We start from the raw sequence: 20,776 nt of genomic DNA, 5'->3' as shown, positions 1-20,776 counted from the left end.
ATACTAATCGAACAAACGTTTGTCGAAAGGAATGGTTACGTATGCCTGATTTATTTCATCAATCGAATGGCGGACCGCTCGCCAATCGGATGCGCCCCGAAACATTAGATGACGTGATCGGACAGCGCCATATCATCGGCGAGGGCAAGCTACTTCGTCGTGCCATCGAAGCCGATCGACTCGGTACGATTATCCTATATGGTCCACCTGGCACCGGTAAGACGACACTTGCCCGTGTTATTTCGAATTACACGAAAGCGACATTCGTCCAATTGAACGCCGTCACAGCAAAACTCGATGAATTGCGGAACGTCATTCGTGAAGCGGAGTCCCGCTTCGACTATGAAGACGAACGGACGATTCTCTTTTTAGATGAGATCCACCGGTTCAATAAGCTCCAACAAGACGCGCTCCTTCCTGCCCTTGAGTCTGGAAAGCTCGTCCTCATCGGAGCGACGACCGAAAACCCGAGTTTTGAAGTAAACGCCGCACTCCTGTCACGCGCGACCGTATTTCGACTCGAGCCACCTGGTGCCGAAGAGTTACGTGCCGTCCTTGAGCGGGCGCTACACGATTCACGTGGTCTCGGAAATTATCCGGTCAAAATGGATGAAGCTGCTGCAGACCATTATATCAAAATGGCGGATGGTGACTACCGTGTCCTATTGAACGCACTCGAACTCGCCGTCTTGACAACGCCTGAGGTGGACGGAGAGATTCATATCACACTTGAGGTCGCGGAAGAGTCGATTCAACAGAAGTCGATCAAATACGATAAGACGGGCGACCGACATTACGATGTCATTTCGGCGTTCATCAAATCGATTCGGGGGTCTGACCCGGATGCGGCGCTATACTGGTTAGCCGTCATGATTGAGGCTGGCGAATCTCCGCGATTCATCATGCGTCGTTTATACGTCCATGCCGCCGAAGATATCGGAATGAGCGACCCGAACGCACTTCTCATCGTCGATGCAGCAGCACGAGCGAGCGAGTACATCGGTTTTCCGGAAGCTCGCATCCCAATCGCAGAAGCCGTTCTCTATTTGGCGACCGCTCCAAAATCAAATGCGGTCATCACCGCCATCGACAAGGCGCTTCACCACGTCCGCACAGTCGAGGGAGGCCCTGTGCCCGTACATCTCCGCGACGCCCATAGTCCAGGAGCACGTGAACTCGGAAACGGGGTCGGATACAAGTATCCACATGACGAAAAAGACGGGTTCGTCCCTCAAAACTATTGGCCAGAGAATTTGGCTAGAAAACGACCAAATTACTATAAACCGACGCCACGTGGATTCGAGCAACAAATTCAAAAACGGCTCGATTATTGGGAAAAACGACGCGACTCGAAATGAGCCAGCGTCGTTTTATTTTTGGATGCGGTTGATTTCGACGCCCGCTTGTTCGAGCAAGTCATTGATGACGTATCCTGCAGCGACAAGTCCTGCAACCGATGGGACGAACGCGTTCGAGCTCGGTGGCATCTTCGCTTTACGGATCGGGGCATCTTTCTTCCCGACGACCTCGTTCACGTCTTCGCGTGTCACGATTGGAGATTCGTCCGAGAAGACGACCGGGACGCCTTTGTAGATTTTCTCTTTACGTAGACGAGTACGGACCATCTTCGCGATTGGATCATATGACGTATCTTTAATGTCGACGACCTTGATGCGTGTCGGGTCCATCTTATTCGCCATCCCCATGCTTGAGATGACCGGGATGCCGCGACGCTTACATTCTACGATTAAATGAATCTTATAAATGATCGTGTCTGACCCATCGATGACGTAGTCGATCTTTTGAGCAAAGAACTCTTCGTATGTCTCTTCTGTATAAAACATTTTCAATTGGACGAGGTCTAAGTCCGGGTTGATGTCGAGGAGACGCTTGCCCATCGCTTCGACTTTCGGTTGACCGACCGTCGACAATAGTGCATGGATTTGTCGGTTGACGTTTGTGATATCGATGTCGTCTTTATCGACAAGGACGATGCGTCCGACGCCACTGCGCGCAAGTGCCTCTGCCGCGAATGAGCCGACACCGCCGACGCCTAAAATCGCGACCGTTTTATTCTTTAAAGCATCAAGGCCTTCAGAGCCGATGGCCAATTCATTACGTGAAAACTGGTGTAACATATTTCTTCCTCCAACTAATCCTATTTTCTCATACTATTTTACTCGGAATTATATTCAAAAAAAAGACGTCTCGCGACGTATTTACAAAAAAAATCGATGGGGCCCGGAGTGCCGTGACGATGCCTTGCTTTTGAACCTGCGTATGCAGGTGGGTGACCTAGCGTTTCCTTCACAAGTCCTCCTGCACGTGATGAGGCAGTTGATCCGGTTAGCAGTTCGGTCTCCCGTATTCAAAGTGTTGGCTCAAAATAACGAAGGCGGCTCTCGTACACCTCAGGTATCCCATCTGTTGATTTAACTATAGCGCTTCTGTAAAAAGAAGTCAATGAGAAACGCCGACTTCTCGTGACAGTTTGGTCACAACCATTTGTTACGAAACTCACGGTCCAGATCATACGTGAACTGTTGACGCTCGATGTTGAAACGGCGGTCCCTTGAGTCGTTTCCGACACCCGCTTGGTACGCCCAATTCCCCCAATTGCTCGCCACGTCGTAATCGATTAGTTTCGATTCAAAGTAGGAAGCCCCGTAGCGCCAGTCTTGTTTCAACTCCTTTGCGAAATAGTTAGCCACGATTTGTCGTCCCCGATTGGACATCCACCCCGTCGCATTCAGTTCGCGCATAAACGCATCGACGAAATCGACGCCCGTCTCTCCTCGTCGCCATGTTTCAACGACATCTTCATCGACTCGCCAATCTTTTCGTTTCGACCGAATGCCTTGTGACCGAAACAATTTTTTTCCTTGTTCGAGTGCGACCCATTGGAAAAATTCACGCCATAATAGTTCAAAGTACAACCAGTACGTCGATTCATTTACCCCATGTGTTCGTTCATGCGCTTCGAGTTCAAAAAACACCCGTCGTGGGGATAACGACCCGTTCGCTAAATACGCTGACAGCTTCGTTGAGTCATCAACCCCAAATCCATTTCTCGTTTCCTTATACGTTCGAATTGGTACGGACAAATAGTCGTTCAGCCGACGCTTCGCTGCCAATTCGCCACCTTTGAACGGAAACGCCGTCCTCGGGTCTTGCTTTACTTCTTGAATCGAAAATGGGAACGTCACCTCGCGTGTGGCAGCCGTTGCCTTCCGAGAGATCAGTTCGCGAGGCCGTACATCATATTCGACCGCTTTTCGAAACTCCGTGAAGAGAAACGGCATTTTCTCAAACGGGATATCTTCTTTTTCAAATAAAGTAAATCCTTCGAACGTCTCGTACGTCCCTTTCCATCTTTTCATCACTTCATTTTCACGTCGGCGCTCATTGTACCCGACGGCCCGTTGAAACAAGAGACGGTCGGATGGATCGAGCGTTTCGAGCGGATGACCGACGTGCACGTAAAATGGGATTCCAAGCGCATCGAGTGAGCCGGCCACATCCTCTAATGACTCCTTCAAGAAATGAAGTCGCTCCTTCCCGAGTGGAATGACGCCATAACGGTTTTCAATGAACTGATTCGGACTGATGAAAAAATGACCTTCAATCGGATCGTCATGGCGAAGTGCTTCTTCGAGCGGCAAATGATCATCAACACGTAAATCGTTTTGGTACCAAATGATTGTTTTCATCAATAGACCTCCTCCACTCTATAGTATGATGGGTTATGATCTCCGTCATGAGGATGAAATGTGCTCGAGATATGTTTTCAAAATCAAATTCTGTGGAATATATTCTTCTAGAAGAGAAAGGGGTGTAGCATAATGGCTAAGAAAGGCAAAATGGGAACATTGATTAAAATCGCGACGGCGGTCGCACCGTTCGTCTACGATTACTATAAAAAGAACAAAGCAAAGAAATCACCGAAGAAATGAACACAGCGTCTCAGCCAATAAGCTGAGGCGTTTTTTTCATGTTTTTCAATCGCCTATGCTAAGATAAATCAATCATTCTATTGAAACGAGGCGATGTTCGTGCACGTTCGATCCATCCACTTTTTACGTATTCTCTTCAAATGGGGTCTCTTCATGACCGGGTTGTTCTTACTCGCGCTTGGTTCATCCATCATGATCACGGCAAATCTCGGGGTTTCCACGTGGGACGTCCTTCATATCGGTATCGCTCACCATCTTCCGATTTCAATCGGGACGGTGATTTTATGTGTCGGTCTTTTACTCGTTCTATTTAAATACATACTCGACCGAATCCGGCCTCAATTTGGCACGCTCGTCAACGCGGTCTTTGTCGGGGTATTTATGAACCTGATTTTGAACGAGCAATGGCTCCCGACATTCGATGGCTTATTTGTAAATGTCGTTTGGCTCACGTTCGGGATATTTGTCATGGGAATGGGAGCTGGTCTCTATGTCGCCGTCGGGTACGGTGCCGGTCCACGCGATGGATTGACGCTTGCCTTAGCAGACCGTTTCCAAACGTCCGTCCGTGCCATGAGGACTTGGATGGAACTGACCGCTTGTCTCATCGGTTGGGCACTCGGCGGGCCACTTTTCTTCGGGACCGTCTTATCGATTTTCCTCATCGGTCCATTCTTCCAGTTTTGGCTAGAACGGTTCCGCCTGTTCATCGCCTATGTCGATCGTCTCAAAGTAAAGTTCGCATGAAAAAGAGAGGAGATCTCCTCTCTTTTTATGTGTTCGGAATGAGCACAATCTTTCCGAACTTACCCGATTGTTTAAAATACGCCTGTGCCTCACGTGCCTCTTCAAGCGGGAACGTCCGGTCAATGACCGGTTTTAGCTTCCCTTCGGCGATCGAGCGCAACATCTCCGCGAATTCATATCGTGTCCCGAGAACAGACCCATACATCGCGATATGTTTCAAGTACAGCGTCCGGAAGTCGAGATGGGTCGTCTGTCCTCCCGCTGAACCAGAGATACAGAACTTCCCTCCCTTTTTCAAGATGTTTAGAGATACATCAAATAGCGCATCTCCCACGACATCAAGGACCGCGTCGACCGGGCCACCGTTCGCAGCGATGATATCATCGGCGAGCGTCTCAGAACGGTAGGAAAACACTTCGGTCGCCCCAAGCGCTTTTAACTCTTGCTCGTTTTTCAAATCACCGACGATAGCGAACACATTCGCCCCGAATACGTTCGCCGCAATTTGGATGTTGAGTGAGCCGACCCCGCCACTTGCCCCAGTGACGACAATCGTCTCACCGGAACGGATGTGTAACTGCTCGTTCATATGCCAAGCCGTGAGACCACTTACGGAAAAGACTGCACTCTCGACGAAATCATCAATCGGCATGTCAAAACAAAGGTCAGCCGGCCATGATACATACTCCGCGTAGCCCCCGTCATACTCTGATCCAATAAAGGACATATCGTCCGACAAGTGTTCCTTCCGCTCAGGTCCGCTCGAGGTGAACGGGAATAAGACGACGTGTCGACCCATCATCCCTTGGTCGACCCCATCTCCGAGCTCGACGACTTCACCAGTGATGTCTGAACCGGGAATGCGTGGGAACTGGACGCCTTCCGGGCGCCATCCTGACTTCTCCCGAGCTCCATAAGCCCCTTCTCGCATCCATATTTCCGTATTGTTAATCGCGCAGGCGCGTACCTTGATCAGCACTTCTCCTGCTTTCGGAGACGGTTTCGGGATATCAACCCCTTGGAGTTGGTCAACGTCCCCATATCCTACGACTTGTACAGCTTTCATGGTATTTTGCCTCCTCCGCTTTCGTTCATCCATAAGTATTCACCCACGAAATGCTGTTATCACGCCAAAAAGGGCCGCCCTTTATCAGGTAGCCCTCGATTTATAGTTGTTGACGTTGTAACAGGTTCGTGAAGACGCCACCTTTTTGACTGAGTTCTTCGTGCGTTCCATCTTCTACGATTCCTTCTGCCGTCACGACAAGAATCCGATCGGCATTTTTCACCGTCGCTAGGCGGTGAGCGATGATGAGCGTCGTCCGATTCGCCGCCAGTTCATTAAGTGAATCTTGAATGATGGCTTCCGTCTCCGTGTCGAGCGCCGAGGTCGCCTCATCCAAAATTAAGATTGGCGGATTTTTCAAGAACATGCGCGCAATGGCGATGCGTTGTTTCTGACCACCCGAGAGCTTCAGTCCCCGTTCCCCGATCTGTGTGTCGAGACCGTGTTCGAGCTCTTCGACGAGCGTACCGAGATGTGCTTTTTCCACCGCATGCATGATGTCCGTATCGGTTGCATCGAGTTTCCCGTACGCGATATTCTCACGTAGCGTACCCGCAAACAAGAAGACATCCTGTTGCACGATTCCGATTTGACGACGTAAACTCTCTTTCGTCATGTCACGGATATCCATGCCATCGATCGAGATCGCACCTTTTGTGACGTCATAAAAGCGTGGGATGAGTGAACAGATGGTTGTCTTTCCAGCCCCGCTCGTCCCGACCAAGGCCACAGTCGTCCCTGCCTCAATCGACAAGTCAATATCCGTCAACACTTGTCGGTAGTCCGAGTAGCCAAACGAGACGTCGTCAAAGACGATATCGCCTGTCAACGTTTCGACCTCGATGGCATCTTCACGGTTCTCGATGTCCGGTTCCTCATCGAGCAACTGCGTGAATCGTTTGAACCCGGCCATCCCTTTCGGATACATTTCTAAAAGCGCCGTGATCTTTTCAATCGGCTTGATGAGTAAGTTCATGTATAAGATGAACCCGACGAGCTGTCCGTATGATAACTGACCCTCGTACGTCAAATACGCCCCGTAGACGAGGACGAGCAACGTCATCAGACGCGTAGTGATATAAATACCTGCGAGTGATGTACTCATGACGCGATACGCTTCAATTTTCGAGCCGCGATAGAAGTTGTTGTCTTTTTGGAAACGCCCGATTTCGAACGCCTCGTTCGTAAACGATTGGACGACGCGTGCCCCGGACACACTGTCCTCGACGCGCGCGTTCACTTCCCCGATATTCGTGTACATCTTTTGCCACGCCTTGTTCATGTTCTTATTCGCATACGTGATCATGATGATAAGGAACGGTACCGCGACAACGGTGACGAGTGCGAGTTCAGGGTCGATCGAGAACATGATCCCGAACGCACCAAGTAACGTCATGATGGCGATAAAGAAGTCTTCCGGCCCATGGTGCGCCACTTCCCCGATATCGAACAAGTCGTTCGTGACCCGGCTCATCAAATGGCCGGTCTTATGATTGTCAAAGAAGCGGAACGACTGTTTATGGATATGCGTGAACAACTCTTCTCGCATGTCCGTCTCGATGTTGATGCCGAGCTTATGTCCCCAGTAGTTGACGACGTACTGCATCATCATGGCCAATATGTATAGAATCAACAGGCCGATGCTGACGATGATAATCCAGTTCCATTCCCCACCCGGCAACAAGTCGTCGATGAACCATTGAACGGCAAGCGGAAATCCAAGTTCAAGCAGTCCGACGAGAATTGCGAATGAAAAATCGAGTAGGAATAACTTTTTATGTGGTCGATAATAACTAAAAAAACGTGAAATCATTCTCTCTTCCCCCTTCTCATCATTAAGTGTACGCTTTTTTCCGAAAGGTGGAAAACAGGATGCATCCCTTTTTCATTCTTTTTTCAAACGGCGTATAATAAAAGTAAGGAGTGATACACATGCATGTACACATTACAAATCGTGCCCTCGAACGAATCGAGTCATTGAAAGGCGAACGCGAAGGACAGATGCACCTCTTTTACGAGACAGAAGGTTGTGGATGTGGGAACAGCGGAATCTTTGAGATTCGATACGTAACCGAGACGACTCCGGAAGACGTTGAAATCGAATCAAACATCGGACCAATCTTAATCAAAAACTGGACAAAAGTGTTTTTAGATGAACAGATGAAAATCGATTTCCTCGAAGACCGTCGTACGCTCGTCTTGAAGAGTGACGGCCAAGTGTTCAATTCGAATCTTCTTGTCACAGACGGCACAGGTTGTCAGTTGAACGTTCCGAGCCGATGAAACAGACGCTGAAACAACATCCGAGACTGCTCATTCTCTTCTTCTTGAGTTTCGGTCTTGGACTGTTCGGAATCTATCTGGCATTCATCGATTCGGTATACACGATGTCCGCCGTCATCGCTTCGCTGTTTGCGTTTGGTTTCGCGTTGCAACGAACAGCGAAATATATGCAGCGAGAAGAGGATAACCGTTAACAAGAGGAAGTGTCCCATTAAATTTCTACCATCGTGTTAAATCCAAAACCCGTTTCACCCATACAAAAACGAGGATTGCCATGGCAACCCTCGTTTTTTGTGCTTACTTCTTCTCTTTTACTGCCGTACGAATCGATAACTCTTCGAGTTGCGCGTCCGAGACCGGGCTCGGTGCTTGCGTGAGCAAGTCGCTTGCCGAAGCCGTTTTCGGGAAGGCGATTGTGTCACGAAGGTTCGAACGACCTGCAAGAATCATGACGAGACGGTCGAGACCGAGTGCGATTCCCGCGTGTGGTGGTGTACCGTATTCGAACGCTTCGAGTAAGAAGCCGAACTGTTCAATCGCTTCTTCTTGCGTAAAGCCGAGCAATTTAAACATACGTTCCTGGATGTCACGCTCGTAAATACGCTGTGAACCGCCACCGAGCTCGTAACCGTTCAAGACGAGGTCATAGGCGATGGCGCGTACGCTTGCCGGGTCTGTCTCAAGAAGGTGAAGGTCTTCACGGTTTGGCATCGTGAACGGATGGTGATTCGCATAGAAACGACCGTCTTCTTCTTCAAACGTCACGAGTGGGAAGTCTGTCACCCATAGGAAGTTGAATTTCGACTCGTCGATGAGACCGAGGTCGTGTCCGAGTTTGACGCGGAGTGCGCCAAGGCTGTCAGCGACGACAGTTGGTTTCGATGCGACGAAGAGGAGAAGGTCACCTGCTTCTGCATTCGTTGCCTCGATCAACTTCTGTGCGTACGTTTCGTCGAAGAACTTCGCGATCGGACCGTTCAAGCCTTCCGCTGTCACTTTGAGCCATGCGAGACCTTTCGCACCGTAGACCGCTGTGAACTCTTGAAGCTTGTCGATGTCTTTACGTGAGAAGTTGTCCGCCTCACCTTTGACGTTGATCGCTTTGACTTGTCCGTTTGATTCGAGTGCGGCGTCAAACACTTTGAATCCGGCACCTTTCACAGCATCAGCCACGTCGATGAGTTCGAGACCGAAGCGCGTGTCCGGCTTATCTGAACCGAAACGGCGCATCGCTTCCGCGTATGTCATACGCTCGAACTTAGTCGGTGTATCCGTGCGACCGAGTGATGACTCCATGACTTCACCCATCATTGATTCCATCATCGCCATCAAGTCTTCGATATCCATGAAGCTCGTCTCGATGTCGACTTGCGTGAACTCAGGTTGACGGTCTGCACGAAGGTCTTCGTCACGGAAGCAGCGTGCGATTTGGAAGTAACGGTCAAATCCTGCGACCATGAGCAACTGTTTGAATAGCTGTGGTGATTGCGGGAGCGCGTAGAACTCACCACCGTGGACACGGCTCGGTACGAGATAGTCACGTGCGCCTTCTGGTGTCGACTTCGTCAAAATTGGTGTTTCGACTTCAAGGAACTCTTGCTCTGTCAAGAAGTTACGGATCGTGTTCGACGTCTTCGAGCGGAGACGGAACGTCTCTTGAAGCGCTGGACGACGAAGGTCGAGGTAACGGTATTTGAGGCGAAGGTCTTCTGAGACGTTTTCTGCCTCGTCACCGATTGGGATTGGTGTCATCTTCGCCGCGTTCAAGATGTTGATCTCAGACGCGATGACTTCGATGTTTCCTGTCGGCATGTTCGGGTTCTTGTTCTCACGCTCGAGAACCGTTCCTTTTACGTCGAGGACATACTCACTACGGATTGTTTCCGCGAGTTGGTGGACTGCTTCGTTTTCCGGGCGTACGACGACTTGGACGATTCCTGTGCGGTCACGAAGGTCGATGAAGATGAGGCCCCCGAGGTCACGACGTTTTTGTACCCATCCTTTTAATTGTACTTCTTGGCCGATGAGTGACTCTGTCACGCGGCCGTTCATATGTGTGCGTCCGATCATTGTTCTGCTCCTTCCGATAGTTCACGAATTTTGTCTGCGACGGCCGAGAGTGGCACGTCGACTTGTTCACCAGTCGTCATATCTTTCAAGGCGGCTGCCCCGCGCTCGACTTCGTCATCCCCTAAGATGACTGTGAACTTGGCTTTCAGGCGGTCCGCCTGTTTGAATTGTCCTTTGAACTTGCGCCCTTGGTAATCACGGTCTGCCTTGAATCCTTCCATGCGGAGGAGTTGTAGGAGACGTGTCGCCGTCAATTCGACTTCTTTTTCACCTTGCGCGACGATGAAGACATCAAGTCCTGTCTCGAGTTTAGGTAAGACTCCTTCATTCTCCAATGCAAGGATGAGGCGCTCCAATCCGATTCCAAAACCGACTCCCGGCATATCCGGTCCACCGATATCTTGTACGAGACCGTTGTAACGTCCGCCGCCACAAAGTGTCGTGATGGCTCCGAACCCTTCTGCCTCGGACATGATTTCAAACGCCGTGTGCGTATAGTAATCGAGTCCACGAACGAGTGTCGGGTCGACTTCGTAGGCGACACCGAGTGCATCGAGTTGTGCGAGCACTTGATCGAAGTAGGCTTTCGACTCTTCGTTCGAATATTCAAGGATTGACGGTGCCGTCTTCATCGACGGATGATCACGGTCGACCTTGCAATCCAAGATGCGAAGCGGGTTCTTGTAAAGACGTGACTGGCAGTCTTGGCAAAGTTCGCCTGCCACCGGCTCGAAGTGACGGATGAGCGCATCGCGGTGGGCGTTGCGGCTTTCCGCGTCCCCAAGCGAGTTGACGACGACTTTGATTTTCTGAAGTCCAAACGACTTGTAGATTGAGTAGGCGAGGCTGATGACCTCAGCGTCAACGGCCGGGTCACTACTACCGATTGCTTCGACACCGTATTGGTGAAGCTGACGGAAGCGGCCTTTTTGTGGGCGCTCGTAGCGGAACATCGGTCCCATGTAGTAGAGCTTCGTCGGTTGGTCCGGATTTCCGAATAGTTTGTTCGTCACGAACGCACGAATGACTGATGCCGTCCCTTCTGGGCGAAGCGTGTACTCGTCTTTCCCTTTCTTCACGAGCGTGAACATCTCTTTTTGGACGATGTCCGTCGTTTCCCCGACACTGCGTGTGAACAGGTTCGTCGTTTCAAAGATTGGTGTGCGGATTTCTTTATAGTTATAACGGGCGCTCATGTCGCGAAGTTTTTCCTCGACATATTGCCACGTCTCGACCGTGCCCGGAAGCAGGTCTTGTGTACCGCGTGGTGCTTTCATCATCACAATTCCCTCCTTAAAATACAAAAAGGCCCTCGTCCGCAAAGGGACGAGAGCCTGTGTCAGTTTCCCGTGGTACCACCCTCGTTGCAGAGCCATCACTTGAAACTCTGCCACTCGAAATCGGTTAACGCCCGATGAAACGGCTCCCCCTACTCGCTTTCAAGGGAGCACCTCCAAAGTGTCGTTCGGGTCATCATCCAGTCGATGCTTTCAGCCAAGGCATCGCTCTCTTTACTGGTGGGTTGACCGTACTCTTCTTTATCGTAGGTGTTTGACTATATGCTTCATGATGCCGAATCAAGCCGGCATCTGTCAAGCGTTTTTTTCGAGCATGAGTGTGACCGGTCCGTCATTGACAAGTGCGACGTCCATCATCGCCCCGAAGCGTCCCGTCTCGACGATGAGCCCGTTCGACCGGAGTCGCTCATTGAATTTTTCATAGAGCGTTTCAGCGATATCCGGTTTGGCGGCCTTTGTGAAAGCAGGTCGCCGTCCTTTCATCGTATCTCCATATAATGTGAATTGCGAGACCGACAAAATTTGACCGGCCACATCTTGAATCGATAAGTTCATCTTTTCTTGATCGTCCTCGAAGACGCGAAGCCCGGTCACCTTGTCGGCGAGCCAGTTCACTTCCTCTTCTGTATCTTCATGTGTCACACCGACGAGAAGCAAGTATCCGGCGTTGATTGCCCCGACGACTTCTTCCTCCACTGTGACCGATGCTTCTTTCACTCGTTGCAATAATACACGCACGTTCCTCTTCCTTTCGTCACGTCATCATGACTCGGCTGACCGAATACACGTCTGAGATTTGTTTAATGCGCTCGACAACTTTCTGCAAGTGATTCACGTTCGGAATCGAGATCGTCATCGAGATGCGAGCTTGTTTATTTTGGTCGCCCCGACCACTGACGGCCACGATATTCGTATTCGTCGCCGATACCGCCTGAAGGACATCGTTCAAGAGACCTGAACGATCATATCCCGTGATTTCGATATCGACGTTATAGTTCTTCTCTTTCGCCTGTCCGACTTCCCATTCGACGTCAAGGAGACGCTCCGGATGTTGTTCGTTGACGATGTTCAAGCAGTCTTTCCGGTGAATCGAGACCCCGCGTCCACGGGTGATGTATCCGACGATTTCATCGCCCGGGACCGGGTTACAGCAACGGCTCATACGCACGAGCATGTTGTCGATTCCTTTGACCGTCACGCCCGCCTCTGCCGTTTTCTTCTTCGGCGCCTGACTGACTTTCAATTCGCTGATTGCTTCAGAGAGCTCGAGTTTCGGCTCTTTCCGCTGTTTCTCCGTCAACTTATGCGCGACTTGTGCGGCAGTGATGCCTTGATAACCGACTGCGGCATACATCTCTTCCTCGTTCCCGAAGTTGAACTTCTCGACGACGATACTGAGTGCGGGCTCATCGATCACTTCTTTCGGTTCAAAACCGAGTTTCTTGATTTCTGCCTCGACGAGATCTTTCCCTTTCTCGACGTTTTCTTCACGCTGTTGACGTTTGAACCATTGGCGAATCTTGTTCTTCGCCTGGCTCGAAACAGCGAGCTTCAACCAATCCTTACTCGGTCCGTAACTATGCTTCGACGTGATGATTTCGATGATGTCACCCGTCTCGAGTTTGTAGTCGAGCGGTACCATCCGGCCGTTCACTTTCGCACCCGTCATCCGGTGCCCGATCTCCGTATGAATCCGGTACGCATAGTCGATTGGGACTGAGCCCTTCGGCAACTCGAATACGTCTCCTTTTGGTGTGAAGACGTACAGCATGTCGCTAAAGAAATCAACTTTGAGGGACTCCATGAATTCCTCGGCATCCGTCGTATCCTTTTGCAGCTCGAGGATTTCACGAAGGTGGGCGATCTTCTCGTCGAATCCGTTCGTCGAGACGTTTTTCCCTTCTTTATACGCCCAGTGTGCCGCAATCCCGAACTCAGCGATGAAATGCATGTCTTTCGTCCGAATTTGGACTTCGAGCGGCTCACCTTTCGGACCGATCACGGTCGTATGGAGCGACTGATACATGTTCGGCTTCGGCATGGCGATATAATCTTTGAAACGTCCCGGCATCGGCTTGTATTGCGTATGGATGATTCCGAGCACGGCATAACAATCACGAATCGAATCGACGATAATGCGGACCGCCATCAAATCGTAAATTTCATTGAACTCTTTTTTATGCTTCACCATCTTGTTATAGATAGAATAGATGTGCTTCGGTCGACCGTTCACGTCGGCATCGATATGCACTTCCTCAAGAACCCTGTTCACTTCCGTGATGACAGAGGTGACGAGTGCTTCCCGTTCCGTCCGTTTCTGTTTCATCATCGAGACGATCTTATAGTATTGCTGCGGGTTGATATAACGTAACGAAATATCTTCGAGCTCCCACTTGATTGTCGAGATCCCCATCCGGTGCGCGAGCGGAGCAAAGATTTCGAGCGTCTCTTCTGCCTTTTGAACTTGCTTTTCTTTCGGCATATGCTGAAGCGTCCGCATATTGTGGAGCCGGTCCGCAAGTTTGATCAGGATCACGCGCACGTCTTCTGCCATGGCGATAATCATCTTCCGGTGGTTTTCAGCAAGTTCTTCTTTTTTCGATTTATATTTAATCTTACCAAGTTTCGTGACGCCATCGACGAGCATGGCCACGTCTGGACCAAAATCGTCCGTCAATTGCTGTAACGAAATATCCGTATCTTCAACAACATCATGCAAGAGCGCTCCAACAATCGTTGTGGCGTCTAAGCCGATATCAACGAGAATGCCGGCCACTTGAACCGGATGGAGGATATAGGGCTCGCCCGAACGTCGGAACTGACCGGTATGATGAAGTTTTGCGTATTCGTAAGCGCGTTTCACTTCGGCTATATCGTCGTCACCCATATACTCCCCGAGCGCGTCGAGAAGATCCTCAATACTTACGATTTGTTTTTTGGTCATAACATTCGACACCCTTTTTCTAACCGCTCCAATCGCCTCGGATTCGTCGCAGCATGGTAGTAGTTTGTATTCAAGATTCTATGATTTTTATAACCATTATCGAAAAAATCTGACGACCTGTCAAAGGTTGTAGGTTATTTTCCTTAAAAACTATTCAAAAACGGGAAGCATATCGCTTCCCGTTCAAATTAGTCTTCGTAGCGGATGAGTGAGAACACGTCGTATCCTTCGAGACGCTCACGTCCACCAAGTCCGTCGAGTTCGATTAAGAACCCGATTCCCGCCACAACTCCACCGAGTTGTTCAATCATTTTAATCGTCGCTTCAATCGTACCACCTGTTGCGAGCAAGTCATCCAAGATGACGACTTGTTGTCCAGGTTGGATTGAATCTTTGTGCATCGTTAAAATGTCCGTCCCATACTCAAGACCGTATGAAACTCGTACTGTCTCACGTGGTAACTTTCCTTCTTTACGTACTGGTACGAACCCGAGTTCGAGCGCATACGCTGCCGGGCAACCGACGACGAATCCGCGTGCTTCCGGACCAGCGATCAACTCCGCTCCACGTTCACGTGCATAAACGACGAGCTCATCTACCGCTTTCTTGTAGACTTCGCCATCTTGCATGAGTGACGTGATATCTTTGAAGCTGATTCCTTCCTTCGGATAATCTGCTACTTCTTTAATATGCTGTTTGAAATCCATTTTATGTGTATGCCTCCTGCATCTTGTTCGATCGCAACGATTGTAACCGCTCTTTGAGCTCCGCCAATGACGCGTATACGAAACGCTCTTCGAGTTGTTGGCGCCCAATCCGGCGTTGATAGCACGGCGCCTCGGTCAAATCGCGTTTCGGTGCTTCTGGATTGACTCCAGGCAGTCCGTCTTCCATTGTAACAAGAAATTCGAGTTCAGAGAATACTTGATGCATAAATTGAATCGTATTTTTTGACCATTTTCGCTCTTTTGACAGACGAATCAGGTTTTCACGTAGATTTTTCCGTTCGCACGTTGCCATATGGACATAATACGTTCGGAAATCCTCACGGGACGGAAGACGTTCAAAGAACGAGTCTCCTTGACCGAAGGCACAATAAATGCGTTCAATCCCCTCATGAAGTTTTTCTGCGAGCACCTCTTCATCGTCCGGAAGATCGAGCAGAACGACGAAACGGTTGAGCGGTTCATCTCCTTCATGGAGTGGAAAATCTTCGTTCGTCCCTTGGAAAGATAAAAATGACGTCTGTTCTTTCGGCAAATCTTTCAACTCTTGCATTGATTTTTTCTTCCCACGATAGTCAAACACTTGGAAGTCATCGACCCGTAAATCTTGAATCATGAGCTGCGGTTTACGCATTCCGTTCCATTCGTTGACTTGAAGACTTCCCATCACCGAGATATGAGCCATCTTTGAAATCTCTGAAACAACGTGGCCGAATCCAAATCCGATGCCATCGAGCTCACGCTTGTCTCCGGCGAGCTGTACTTTCAAATGGGTGGCGTCACGTCCGATTTGGCGAATATCACGCAGTTTCGCATCTGCGACGACGACACGAGGGGATGGATTCCCCATACCAAATGGCGCGAGCTTTCCTATTTCTGAGATCAAGTCGAGCGAGACGTCGTTGACGGAGAGTTTCAAGTCGACGTTCACCCGTGGCACAAACACGTCATCCGGGATGGACTCCGCCTGACGGTTCAGTCGCTCTCGTAGTTCGGCGACGTGTTCCGACTGAAGGGTCATCCCGGCCGCGGCTGGATGTCCGCCAAAGTGTGGCAAAATATCTTCATTCTTCGAAAGTTCCTTGAAGAGATCAAACCCTTCAATCGAGCGCCCCGATCCTTTCGCCTTACCCGTCTCAGGGTCGTGGCAAAGGAGGATGACTGGACGATAATACGCCTCGACGAGACGAGATGCGACAATCCCGACGACGCCAGGATTCCACTTCTCACTCGCCACGACGAGTACACGGTCCTCGGTCATCGACGCTTCAACGAGTTCTTTCGCTTCAGCAGCGATTGTCTTGACGATGTCTTGACGTTCTTTGTTTTGCTTATCGAGCTGTTTCGCTAGCTCGAGCGCTTCCTCCACATGTTCGGCTAAGAGCATTTGAAGTGCCGGCATCGCCGAATCGAGTCGACCCGCGGCATTGATGCGTGGACCGAACGCGAAACCGACCGACTCTTCGTTCAATACGCTGTCAGCGAGACCACATACTTCACGTAATGCTAAAATACCTGGACGTTTTGAAGCCTCGAGCGCAGCAATCCCCTTCTTCGCGAGCAACCGGTTTTCACCGTCTAACGGGACGAGGTCGGCAATCGTTCCGAGGACGGCCAAATCAAGAAGTTCTTCCGGCATTCTCCCTAAAACGGCGTGCGCCACTTTGAGGGCGACTCCCGCACCGGCGAGTTTATCGTATGGATATCCCGGGTCGATATGCGGATGAATGATTGCATAGGCGTCCGGCAATGTCTCTTTTGGCTCGTGGTGGTCCGTGATGATCAAATCGACGCCAAGGTCTTTTAAGAGTGTCGCTTCTTCAATCCCTGAAATTCCGCAATCCACCGTGATGACCAAAGTGAATCCCTCGTTCGCCGCCCATTGGAACGCTTCTTTGTTCGGTCCATATCCTTCTGTGAAACGGTTCGGGATATAACACTCGGCCATGACACCGATTTCGGTCAACGCGTGCCACATGACGGATGAGGCACTAACCCCGTCGACATCGTAGTCACCATAGATGAGCACCATCTCCCCATCGTCTGCTGCCTGTTTGATGCGGGTGACGACTTTCTCCATCTGTTCAAACAAGTACGGGTCATGAAAGACGAGTTCATCCTCGGCATACAAGAATGCCTTGGCCGCTTCTACGTCTTGATGACCACGCTGAACGAGCAACGTCGCCAGTTGTGCTGATATATTTAATTCGTTTTGTAAACGCGTGACGTCGTCCGGATTCGTTTCCGGATAGAGCCACTGTTTCTTCGAATGGTACATGTCCTTCACTCCAATCAATTGTAGATTATAGCAGACCGCGTGAAAGATGTGCCGTCTTGACATTTGAAAAGGTCTCCCGATTGAAGGGAGACCCACTTGTTACGCCTCTGTGACCGGCGTATCTTTTTTCTTGTTGATTGTCGTCCGTTTGATGAGGAGCCATAAATACGATGCAATGAAGATCGAAGAATACATCCCCATGAAAAGTCCGACGATGAGCGCGAGCGAGAAGCTGCGAATCGACTCAGCACCGAACGCATACAAGGCGATGGCTGTGACGAGTACCGTAACGACCGTATTCACGGACCGTACGATTGTCTCTTGAATCGACTTGTTGATGATCGACTCATAGACGTCCATCGACTTGATTTTTCGTTCCTTTTCATACGACGTAATGTTCTCGCGGACCCGGTCGAACGTTACGATCGTATCGTTGACCGAGTAACCGATGATGGTCAAGATCGCGGCGATAAAGTACAAGTTGACCTCGATCCCAAAGAGCGAGAACGCGACGATCATGAAGAAGGCATCGTGTAACATCGCGATAACAGTTGCAAGTGCATATGAGAATTGGAAACGCACCGTGATGTAGAGAATAATCCCGATCGAAGCGACGGCTACCGCATACAAAGCATTTTTCGCCAAGTCACGACCGACTTGAGCCGAGACGGTGCTGATGTTCGGGTCGTTCCCGAATTGTTCAGTGAACGCCGACTTGACGTTCGCGACTTCCTCTTGGCCCAATTGCCCAACGAACGTCACGTATGCCAAGCGACCTTCATTTGCATATTGGACGCTTGAAATCTCTTGGTCGACACCGGCATCGTTGAACGCTTGCGTGAATTCTTCTTGCGATACACGTTCTTCCGTTAGTACTTCGACCCGCGTCCCTGAAGAAAAATCGATTCCGAGGTTCAACCCACGGAAGAACAAGAGACCGATTCCGAGAACGACGACTGCCGTCGAAATCAAGAACATCGTGCGCATATGTTTCATGTAATTCCATTCAGTAAGCTTAAAGTTCACGGATTTCACTCTCCTTCACACCAAACCATCCTTTGCGTTTGTCGAACAGACGACTTGAGACAAGGAGGTGCATCAAATAACGTGAGATGAATACGTTCGAGATGAACGTCATCCCGATTGAGATCATGAGCATGACAGCAAATCCTTTGACCGAGCTTTGTCCGAAATAGAACAAGACCGCAGCCGAGATGAGCGTCGTCAAGTTGGCATCGATGATCGTACTGAGGGAACGACGGTTACCTGCACGGAATGCCGATAAGACCGATTTTCCAGAGCGGAGTTCGTCTTTGATTCGTTCCGCGGTAATGATGTTCGCATCGACTGCCATACCGACCCCGAGGACGAGTGCTGCAATCCCTGGAAGCGTCAATACCGCATTGATTCCGTTGAAGAACAACATAATCAAGTTGATGTACAGAACAAGCGTGATGATCGATACGAGTCCTGGGAGACGATAGAAGAACAACATGAACAGGAATACGGCGATGATTCCGATTGTTGCGGCAAATACCGTTTCTTCTAAAGCATCTTGACCGAACTGGGCCGACACGGATGTCGAGTAAATCTCATCTAGTTTGACCGGGAGCGCCCCTGCGTTCAAGATGTCCGCAAGGCGTTGACCGCTTTCCGCGTCAATTCCACCACCTGAGATGATGGCTTTATCCGATAAGATTGGACTCGTTACCGAAGCATCTGACACAATTTTCGAGTTCTCTTTTTGAACTTCTTCCTCATATGTGTCGCCCTCTTCATAGTCGAGCCAGATGACCAGACGGTTCTCAGGAGCTGGACGTTGTGCAATCTCAGATGTCACTTCGCCAAACTTGTCGGCCGATTGGAGTGTCAGCTCAACGACCGGTTGTCCTTGTTGGTTGTAGCTGAGCGCTGCCCCACGCGGCGCCAAGTCTTTCCCATCGAGCAAGACGTTGTCGTTCACGTCACGGAATGTCAATTGTGCCGTTGACGAGAGAACCTCGCGCGCTTCGTTTTGGTTCGATACGCCCGCGAGCTGGACACGGATGCGATTGTTTTCTTCGATTCGAACGTCCGGTTCGGAAACTCCGAGGACGTTGATTCGGTTATTGATGGCGCGAACGGTTGCATTCATCGCCGACTCGTCGATGACGTCGCCATCTTCGAGCGGTTGTACTTCATACAAAACTTCGAATCCACCTTTTAAGTCGAGTCCGAGGTTCGTGTTCTTGACGACCCATGGTGTCGTGAACACTGCGAGCAGGATTGTCGCAATCATGATGATCGCAAAAATCGCAATGTTGCCTTTTTTGTACATACGACTATTTCCTTTCTAAACCACTGTTCTTGATAAAAACTTCTCTCGTTAACATTACAAATTTTCTAAACATTTATCAATCATTTTCCTAAAATTGTAACGACCTTAACGGATTGTTCGACTGAGTTTGCATATAAGACTAAATGTTGCGCATGGGCAAAACTTCATGTATGATGTAGCTAACATCAAAACATCAAAGGAGTCTTTCCATATGGACAGCACAGTTATTTATGCCTTTCTCCTTACTCTATTCGCCGGTCTAGCTACCGGAATCGGGAGTATGATCGCATTCTTTGCGAAACGGACGAACACGGCATTCCTCTCCATCTCGCTTGGATTTTCCGGAGGCGTCATGATTTACGTGTCGTTCATCGAGATTTTTCCGAAAGCGCTCGAGGAACTCGTCGGCGCTCACGGAGAATATACGGGTACAATCTACACCGTTCTCGCATTCTTCGGTGGGATGTTCTTGATTGGCATGATCGATAAGTTCATTCCGAAAATGGAGAATCCACACGAAGTCAAGTTTGTCGAGTCGATGCAGAATGACCCGACAACACATGAACTCGCAACGACGACGACAAATGAAGCGGCTCCAATCAATCATCCAGAGGTACAAAATCGACTTAAAAAAATGGGGATTTTCATGGCACTCGCCATCGGGATTCACAACTTCCCAGAAGGACTTGCGACGTTCGTCTCGGCACTAGATGACCCGGCCGTCGGCTTAGCTATCGCCATCGCCATCGCCCTACACAACATTCCGGAAGGGATTGCCGTCTCCGTCCCGATTTATTATGCGACGGGCTCACGGAAGAAGGCGTTCAAGCTTTCGATGTTGTCAGGGCTTGCCGAGCCAGCTGGAGCGGCCATCGGATTCTTGTTACTCATGCCGTTCTTGAGCGACACCGTCTTCGGACTCTTGTTCGCGGCGGTCGGTGGCATCATGGTCTTCATCTCGCTTGACGAATTGCTCCCTGCCGCCCGTGAATACGGACACGCCCATCATTCAATGTATGGAATGGTTGCTGGTATGATCGTCATGGCGACAAGTCTAATCCTATTAATGTAACGAACAATGCCCTGACGCGCGCG

Annotated in this window: 15 protein-coding genes, 1 other RNA gene, 1 pseudogene and 1 other annotated feature; of the genes and pseudogenes, 5 read left to right on the top strand and 12 right to left on the bottom strand. The window is 50.0% G+C overall.

The window, feature by feature from the left end; translation table 11 throughout:
• The first annotated feature begins 41 nt into the window (after positions 1 to 41).
• Positions 42 to 1,358 (top strand): replication-associated recombination protein A, encoded by a 1,317-nt coding sequence (locus BV910_RS05230; protein ID WP_074037449.1) that lies wholly within the window; start codon positions 42 to 44, stop codon positions 1,356 to 1,358.
• A gap of 12 nt (positions 1,359 to 1,370) precedes the next feature.
• Here BV910_RS05230 and BV910_RS05225 read toward each other — a convergent pair whose 3' ends face one another.
• The 3 genes from BV910_RS05225 to BV910_RS05215 all read right to left on the bottom strand — a co-directional run bounded on the left by BV910_RS05225 (position 1,371) and on the right by BV910_RS05215 (position 3,710).
• A complete protein-coding gene (locus BV910_RS05225; protein ID WP_078146584.1) occupies positions 1,371 to 2,138 on the bottom strand; it encodes a tRNA threonylcarbamoyladenosine dehydratase in 768 nt (255 codons plus the stop codon).
• A gap of 96 nt (positions 2,139 to 2,234) precedes the next feature.
• Positions 2,235 to 2,421, bottom strand: a non-coding RNA gene (ssrS, locus tag BV910_RS05220) — 6S RNA.
• Between the two features lie 74 nt (positions 2,422 to 2,495).
• The gene (locus BV910_RS05215) at positions 2,496 to 3,710 is read right to left on the bottom strand and encodes a DASH family cryptochrome (RefSeq protein WP_078146583.1); all 1,215 of its coding nucleotides are present in this window, start codon (positions 3,708 to 3,710) and stop codon (positions 2,496 to 2,498) included.
• A 336-nt stretch (positions 3,711 to 4,046) separates the two neighbouring features.
• Between BV910_RS05215 and BV910_RS05210 the strand changes: the two genes are divergently transcribed.
• Entirely contained in the window at positions 4,047 to 4,700 is a 654-nt protein-coding gene (locus BV910_RS05210) for a YczE/YyaS/YitT family protein (protein WP_168169837.1), read from the top strand.
• 25 nt (positions 4,701 to 4,725) lie between these two features.
• On the opposite strand, the gene BV910_RS05205 is transcribed toward BV910_RS05210, so the two are convergent.
• Positions 4,726 to 5,766: an alcohol dehydrogenase family protein gene (locus tag BV910_RS05205; protein WP_078146581.1), complete on the bottom strand. Its 1,041-nt coding sequence runs from the start codon at positions 5,764 to 5,766 to the stop codon at positions 4,726 to 4,728.
• Between the two features lie 100 nt (positions 5,767 to 5,866).
• Positions 5,867 to 7,579 (bottom strand): ABC transporter ATP-binding protein, encoded by a 1,713-nt coding sequence (locus BV910_RS05200; protein WP_078146580.1) that lies wholly within the window; start codon positions 7,577 to 7,579, stop codon positions 5,867 to 5,869.
• A gap of 119 nt (positions 7,580 to 7,698) precedes the next feature.
• Between BV910_RS05200 and BV910_RS05195 the strand changes: the two genes are divergently transcribed.
• Complete coding sequence (locus BV910_RS05195) at positions 7,699 to 8,049, top strand: iron-sulfur cluster biosynthesis family protein (RefSeq protein WP_078146579.1); 351 nt, start codon at positions 7,699 to 7,701, stop codon at positions 8,047 to 8,049.
• Positions 8,022 to 8,243 carry a hypothetical protein gene (locus BV910_RS05190; RefSeq protein WP_143404756.1) on the top strand — a complete coding sequence of 74 codons (222 nt, stop codon included), beginning with the start codon at positions 8,022 to 8,024 and terminating at the stop codon, positions 8,241 to 8,243. The genes BV910_RS05195 and BV910_RS05190 overlap by 28 nt, the downstream gene beginning before the upstream one ends.
• A gap of 103 nt (positions 8,244 to 8,346) precedes the next feature.
• Here BV910_RS05190 and aspS read toward each other — a convergent pair whose 3' ends face one another.
• The 7 genes and pseudogenes from aspS to secD all read right to left on the bottom strand — a co-directional run bounded on the left by aspS (position 8,347) and on the right by secD (position 19,681).
• Entirely contained in the window at positions 8,347 to 10,119 is a 1,773-nt protein-coding gene (aspS, locus tag BV910_RS05185; RefSeq protein WP_078146577.1) for an aspartate--tRNA ligase, read from the bottom strand.
• Positions 10,116 to 11,396, bottom strand: coding sequence for a histidine--tRNA ligase (gene hisS, locus BV910_RS05180; RefSeq protein ID WP_078147909.1), 1,281 nt, complete (start codon positions 11,394 to 11,396; stop codon positions 10,116 to 10,118). Before hisS ends, aspS begins: the two co-directional genes overlap by 4 nt.
• A 42-nt stretch (positions 11,397 to 11,438) precedes the next feature.
• Positions 11,439 to 11,673, bottom strand: a binding site (T-box leader).
• A 38-nt stretch (positions 11,674 to 11,711) separates the two neighbouring features.
• Positions 11,712 to 12,155 (bottom strand): D-aminoacyl-tRNA deacylase, encoded by a 444-nt coding sequence (gene dtd, locus BV910_RS05175; protein WP_078146576.1) that lies wholly within the window; start codon positions 12,153 to 12,155, stop codon positions 11,712 to 11,714.
• 16 nt (positions 12,156 to 12,171) lie between these two features.
• Positions 12,172 to 14,361 (bottom strand): RelA/SpoT family protein, encoded by a 2,190-nt coding sequence (locus BV910_RS05170; RefSeq protein ID WP_078146575.1) that lies wholly within the window; start codon positions 14,359 to 14,361, stop codon positions 12,172 to 12,174.
• Between the two features lie 188 nt (positions 14,362 to 14,549).
• A complete protein-coding gene (locus BV910_RS05165) occupies positions 14,550 to 15,068 on the bottom strand; it encodes an adenine phosphoribosyltransferase (protein WP_078146574.1) in 519 nt (172 codons plus the stop codon).
• 1 nt (position 15,069) lies between these two features.
• Positions 15,070 to 17,427: a single-stranded-DNA-specific exonuclease RecJ gene (recJ, locus tag BV910_RS05160; RefSeq protein ID WP_240499798.1), complete on the bottom strand. Its 2,358-nt coding sequence runs from the start codon at positions 17,425 to 17,427 to the stop codon at positions 15,070 to 15,072.
• 36 nt (positions 17,428 to 17,463) lie between these two features.
• Positions 17,464 to 19,681, bottom strand: a pseudogene (gene secD / locus BV910_RS15055) (protein translocase subunit SecD).
• 211 nt (positions 19,682 to 19,892) lie between these two features.
• Between secD and zupT the strand changes: the two are divergent.
• On the top strand, positions 19,893 to 20,753 hold the full coding sequence (gene zupT / locus BV910_RS05150; RefSeq protein ID WP_074037465.1) for a zinc transporter ZupT: 861 nt from the start codon (positions 19,893 to 19,895) through the stop codon (positions 20,751 to 20,753).
• Positions 20,754 to 20,776 lie beyond the last annotated feature (23 nt).

Source organism: Exiguobacterium sp. HVEsp1, assembly GCF_002009685.1.
Classification (GTDB): Bacteria; Bacillota; Bacilli; order Exiguobacteriales; family Exiguobacteriaceae; genus Exiguobacterium; species Exiguobacterium profundum.
This window is presented reverse-complemented; position numbering and strand designations above follow the sequence as displayed.